The organism is Burkholderia sp. IMCC1007 (assembly GCF_027257875.1).
Taxonomy (GTDB): Bacteria; Pseudomonadota; Gammaproteobacteria; order Burkholderiales; family Burkholderiaceae; genus Burkholderia.
In genome coordinates this window covers 1-5,672 of sequence record NZ_JAPVQY010000117.1, presented here as the reverse complement: position 1 = coordinate 5,672, position 5,672 = coordinate 1, and the positions used below count along the sequence as shown (strand labels likewise).

5 protein-coding genes are annotated in these 5,672 nt (G+C 64.5%); all 5 read left to right on the top strand.

Going from position 1 to position 5,672, the window contains the following annotated elements; translation table 11 throughout:
- On the top strand, positions 1–1,354 hold a 1,354-nt coding region (locus O1Q03_RS39635), incomplete at its 5' end, for an aspartate aminotransferase family protein (protein ID WP_269511540.1).
- 62 nt (positions 1,355–1,416) lie between these two features.
- Positions 1,417–2,532, top strand: a complete 1,116-nt coding sequence (locus tag O1Q03_RS39630; protein WP_269511537.1) for a polyamine ABC transporter substrate-binding protein — start codon at positions 1,417–1,419, stop codon at positions 2,530–2,532.
- Between the two features lie 189 nt (positions 2,533–2,721).
- On the top strand, positions 2,722–3,876 hold the full coding sequence (locus O1Q03_RS39625) for an ABC transporter ATP-binding protein (protein ID WP_269511535.1): 1,155 nt from the start codon (positions 2,722–2,724) through the stop codon (positions 3,874–3,876).
- Between the two features lie 10 nt (positions 3,877–3,886).
- Positions 3,887–4,873, top strand: coding sequence for an ABC transporter permease subunit (locus O1Q03_RS39620; RefSeq protein ID WP_269505017.1), 987 nt, complete (start codon positions 3,887–3,889; stop codon positions 4,871–4,873).
- Positions 4,870–5,672 (top strand): ABC transporter permease subunit (locus O1Q03_RS39615; protein ID WP_269511532.1); only part of this gene is annotated, 803 nt, incomplete at its 3' end. The genes O1Q03_RS39620 and O1Q03_RS39615, both read left to right, overlap by 4 nt.

Here is a 5,672-nt window from a genome sequence, read left to right as displayed (position 1 = left end):
CGCCGAATACCGCGCGCTCGACGCCGCGCACCACATCCACCCGTTTTCCGACATGGGCGCGCTGAATCGCGCGGGCAGCCGCGTGATCGTGAAGGCCGACGGCGTCTACCTGTGGGACTCGGACGGCAACAAGGTGATCGACGGGATGGCCGGGCTCTGGTGCGTGAACGTCGGCTACGGCCGCAAGGAGCTCGCGGACGCCGCGTATCGCCAGTTGCAGGAACTGCCGTTCTACAACACGTTCTTCAAGACCACGCACCCGCCGGTGATCGAGCTGTCGGCGATGCTCGCCGAGGTGACACCCGCGGGTTTCAACCACTTCTTCTATTGCAACAGCGGCTCGGAAGGCAACGACACCGTGCTGCGGCTCGTGCATCAGTACTGGCGCGTGCAGGGCAAGCCGCAGAAGAAATACGTGATCTCGCGCAAGAACGGCTATCACGGCTCGACGATCGCCGGCGGCACGCTCGGCGGGATGGGCTACATGCACGAGCAGATGCCGTCGAAGGTCGAGCACATCGTGCACATCGACCAGCCGTATTTCTTCGGCGAAGCGCAGCCGGGCGAGACGCCCGACGCATTCGGCCTCGCACGCGCGCAGCAGCTCGAAGCGAAGATCCTCGAACTCGGCGCGGAGAACGTCGCGGCGTTCATCGGCGAGCCGTTCCAGGGCGCGGGCGGCGTGATCTTCCCGCCGTCGACGTACTGGCCGGAAATCGAGCGGATCTGCCGCAAGTACGACATCCTGCTCGTCGCCGACGAAGTGATCGGCGGGTTCGGCCGCACCGGCGAATGGTTCGCACACCAGCATTTCGGCTTCGAGCCGGACCTGATCACGATGGCCAAGGGCCTGACGTCGGGCTACGTGCCGATGGGCGCGGTCGGCATTCACGAGCGCATCGCGCGCCCGATCATCGACCACGGCGAATTCAATCACGGGCTCACGTATTCTGGGCACCCGGTGGCCGCGGCCGTCGCGGTCGCGAACCTGAAGCTGCTGCGCGACGAAGGCATCGTCGAGCGCGTGAAGACCGACACCGGCCCGTACTTCCAGGCGCTGATGCGCGAGACTTTCGCGCGCCATCCGATCGTCGGCGAAGTGCACGGCCACGGGATGGTCGCGAGCCTGCAGCTTGCCGAAGCGCCGGCCGAACGCCGTCGCTTCAAGAACGGCGGCGACGTCGGCACGATCTGCCGCGACTTCTGCTTCAACGGCAACCTGATCATGCGTGCGACCGGCGACCGGATGCTGCTGTCGCCGCCGCTCGTGATCTCGCGTCAGGAAATCGATGAACTCGTATCGAAGGCGAAGAAGGCCGTCGATGCGACCGCCCAGCAACTGGGCATTTCGTAACGGCTTTGCCTACAGGCGTGCGGCGGGCGCCGCACGTCACCATAACCCAAGGGAATTCCACCATGCGTGCCTGCTTTCTTCGCCAAGCCTGTTCCGTCGCGGCCCTTGCCGCTGTGGCTGCGTTCACGTCGGTCGCCAGTCCGTCGGCGCATGCCGAGGACCTGAACGTCTACAACTGGTCCGACTACATCGCGCCGGACACGATCCCGAACTTCCAGAAACAGACGGGCATCCACGTCAAGTACGACAACTACGACAGCGACGACACGCTGCAGGCGAAGCTGCTGGCAGGCAGCTCGGGCTACGACATCGTCGTGCCGACCTCGAACTACATGGCCAAGCAGATCCAGGCCGGCGTGTACCAGAAGCTCGACAAGTCGAAGATCCCGAACCTCGCGAACCTCGATCCGCTGCTGATGAAGATGATCGCCGATGCGGATCCGGGCAACCAGTACGGCGTGCCCTGGGCGTACGGCACGGACGGCATCGGCTACAACGTGCAGGCGGTGAAGAAGGCGCTCGGCGACAAGGCGCCGGTCGACAGCTGGGCGCTGGTGTTCGACCCGGCCAACATGGAGAAACTGAAAGGCTGCGGCGTGTCGTTCCTCGATCAGGCCGTCGACGTGTTCGCCGCGACGCTGCAATACATGGGCAAGGATCCGAACAGCAAGAACCCCGCCGACTATCAGGCTGCGTTCGATGTCCTGAAGAAAGTCCGCCCGTACATCACCCAGTTCAACTCGTCCGGCTACATCAACGACCTCGCGAACAACGACGTGTGCGTCGCGCTCGGCTGGTCGGGCGACGTCGGCATCGCGCATCGCCGCTCGTCGGAGGCGAAGCGCTCGTACGACATCAAGTTCTCGAACCCGAAGGAAGGCGGCCTGCTGTGGTTCGACGTGATGGTGATCCCGAAGGATGCACCGCATCCCGAGGCCGCGCTGAAGTGGATCAACTACGTGTCCGATCCGAAGGTCAACGCGGCGATCACCAACACGGTGTTCTACCCGACCGCGAACAAGGCCGCGCATCAGTTCGTCGTGCCGGCGGTCGCCCAGGACCAGACGGTCTATCCGCCTGAAGACGTGCTGAAGAAGATGGTGCTGATGAAGCCGATGCCGGCCGACATCCTGCGCCTCCAGAACCGTCTGTGGGCGCAGCTGAAGACCGGCCACTGATCGGAACCCGACACGGCGGCGCAGGCATCGGCTGAGCGCTGCCCGCCCGGGTTCCGCGGACGAACGTCCGCCCGCGCACGCCGCGCACCCCTGTTCCATCCGGCACGAGCCGTTGCTCGCGAGTCGCGTTACGCGCCTCGTGCGGGGACGCTCACGCCTGCAATCCGTGAAGAACGAATGGTGACTCCCATGCAATCGATACCCTCTTCCGCTGCCGCACGCCATACCCAACCGGCCGCCGTGGCCCGTTCGAAGAACGACGCGTTCGTACGCATCGAAAACGTCGTGAAGAAATTCGGCGACAGCACCGCCGTCGACAACGTAAATCTCACGATCGCGAAGAACGAACTGTTCGCGCTGCTCGGCAGCTCCGGCTGCGGCAAGTCGACACTGCTGCGCATGCTCGCCGGGCTCGAGACGGCCACCTCTGGCAAGATCTTCGTCGACGGCGAAGACCTCGCGTCGCTGCCGCCGTATCGCCGCCCGGTGAACATGATGTTCCAGTCGTACGCGCTGTTCCCGCACATGTCGGTCGAGTCGAACGTCGCGTTCGGGCTGAAGCAGGAAGGCACGCCGAAGAACGAGATCAAGGAGCGCGTGGCCGATGCGCTCGCGCTCGTGCAGATGAGCAAGTACGCGAAGCGCAAGCCGCATCAGCTGTCCGGCGGCCAGCAGCAGCGCGTCGCGCTCGCGCGTTCGCTCGTCAAGCGCCCGAAGCTGCTGCTGCTCGACGAGCCGATGTCCGCGCTCGACAAGAAGATCCGCCAGAAGACCCAGCTCGAACTGGTGAACATCATCGAGAAGGTCGACGTGACCTGCGTGATGGTCACGCACGACCAGGAAGAAGCGATGACGATGGCGAGCCGCCTCGCGGTGATGAGCGAAGGCAAGATTGTGCAGATCGGCACACCCGGCGAAGTGTACGAATACCCGAACAGCCGCTTCTCGGCCGAGTTCATCGGCTCGACGAACCTGTTCGAAGGGCGCGTGGTCGAGGACGAGCCCGATCACATCTTCGTCGAGAGCGACGATCTCGAAGCGCGCATGTACGTGAGCCACGGCGTCACCGGCCCGCTCGGGATGCCGGTCGGCATCTCGGTGCGCCCGGAGCGCGTGCAGGTGTCGCGCGAGAAACCCGGCTCGCATCACAACTGGGCGCGCGGCGTCGTGACCGACATCGCGTACATGGGCAGCTACTCGCTGTATCACGTGCGCTTGCCGAGCGGCAAGACGGTGGTGTCGAACCTGTCGAGCTCGCACCTGCTGCACGACGGTGCGCCGTCGTGGAACGACGACGTGTTCGTGTCGTGGTCGCCGGCGAGCGGCGTCGTGCTGACGGCGTGAGGACGACACGATGAGAACTTCCGCTTCCACTCCGTCCGCGCCGGTTCCGACCGGCGCCACCGCCGCGACACCGGCTTCCAGACGCCGCAGCCGCTTCGCCGCGCTGTCGCGCTTGCTGCCGTCGGGCCGCAGCGTCGCGATCGGCGTGCCGTTCCTGTGGCTCACGGTCTTCTTCGCGCTGCCGTTCGTGCTGGTGTTCAAGATCAGCTTCGCCGACCAGGTGATGGGAATCCCGCCGTACACGTCGCTCGTCGCGATGAAGGACGGCGTCGTGCACTTCGCGCTGCAGCTCGGCCACTACGCGTTCCTGCTGCAGGACGACCTGTATATCGCGACCTACCTCAGCTCGCTGAAGATGGCCGCCGTGTCGACGCTGCTGTGCCTGCTGATCGGCTACCCGATAGCGTACTACATCGCGCGCGCGGAACCGGGCCGGCGCAACGTGCTGATGATGGCCGTGATGCTGCCGTTCTGGACGTCGTTCCTGATCCGCGTATACGCATGGATCGGGATCCTGAAGGATGACGGGCTGCTGAACCACGCGCTGATCGCGCTCGGCATCATCCACACGCCGCTGCGCCTCTATCACAGCGATGCCGGCGTCTATATCGGCATGGTCTATTCGTACCTGCCGTTCATGGTGATGCCGCTCTATGCACACCTCGTGAAGATGGACCTCACGCTGCTCGAAGCCGCGTACGACCTGGGCGCCAAGCCGTGGGTCGCGTTCACGCGCATCACGCTGCCGCTGTCGAAGAACGGGATCATCGCCGGCAGCCTGCTGGTGTTCATCCCGGCGGTCGGCGAATACGTGATTCCCGAGCTGCTCGGCGGCGCCGACACGCTGATGATCGGCCGCGTGATGTGGGATGAATTCTTCAACAACATGGACTGGCCGATGGCGTCCGCGGTGACGGTCGCGATGGTAATGCTGCTGCTGGTGCCGATGGCGCTGTTCCAGTACTACCAGGTCAAGGAACTGGAGGAAGCGAAATGATCAAGCCGAGCAAACCGCTGTCGACGGGCGTTCTCGCCTTCGGCTTTCTGTTCCTGTACATCCCGATCATCAGTCTCGTCGTGTACTCGTTCAACGAATCGAAGCTGGTGACGGTGTGGTCGGGCTTCTCGCTGAAGTGGTACGCGGCGCTGCTGGACGACGACGAGCTGCTGACCGCCGCGTGGCTGTCGCTGAAGATCGGTCTGCTGACGGCCACCGCGTCGGTCGTGATCGGCACGTGGGCCGGCTTCGTGCTCGCGCGCTTCGGCCGCTTCAAGGGCTTCACGCTGTACACGGGGATGATCAACGCGCCGCTGGTGATTCCGGAGGTGATCCAGGGGATCTCGCTGCTGCTGCTGTTCGTTGCGCTGGAGCAGATGTTCGGCTGGCCGAAGGGCCGCGGGATGGTGACGATCTGGATCGGTCACGTGATGCTGTGCGTGTCGTATGTCGCGATCATCGTGCAGTCGCGCGTCAAAGAGATGAACAAGTCGCTCGAAGAGGCTGCGCTCGATCTGGGTGCGACGCCGTTGAAGGTGTTCTTCGTGGTGACGCTGCCGCTGATCTCGCAGGCGCTGCTGTCGGGGTGGCTGCTGTCGTTCACGCTGTCGATCGACGATCTGGTGCTGTCGGCGTTTCTGTCCGGGCCGGGCTCGACGACGCTGCCGCTGGTGGTGTTCTCGCGCGTGCGGCTCGGGCTGAACCCGGAGATGAATGCGTTGGCAACACTGTTCATCACGGCCGTGACGATCGGCGTGATCGTCGTGAACCAGGCGATGATCGCGCGCGAGCGGCGTCG

Coding starts and splice junctions, on each gene's coding strand:
- O1Q03_RS39625 (WP_269511535.1), top strand. CDS start 2,722: ATGCAATCGATACCCTCTTCCGCTGCCGCACGCCATACCCAACCGGCC.
- O1Q03_RS39630 (WP_269511537.1), top strand. CDS start 1,417: ATGCGTGCCTGCTTTCTTCGCCAAGCCTGTTCCGTCGCGGCCCTTGCC.
- O1Q03_RS39620 (WP_269505017.1), top strand. CDS start 3,887: ATGAGAACTTCCGCTTCCACTCCGTCCGCGCCGGTTCCGACCGGCGCC.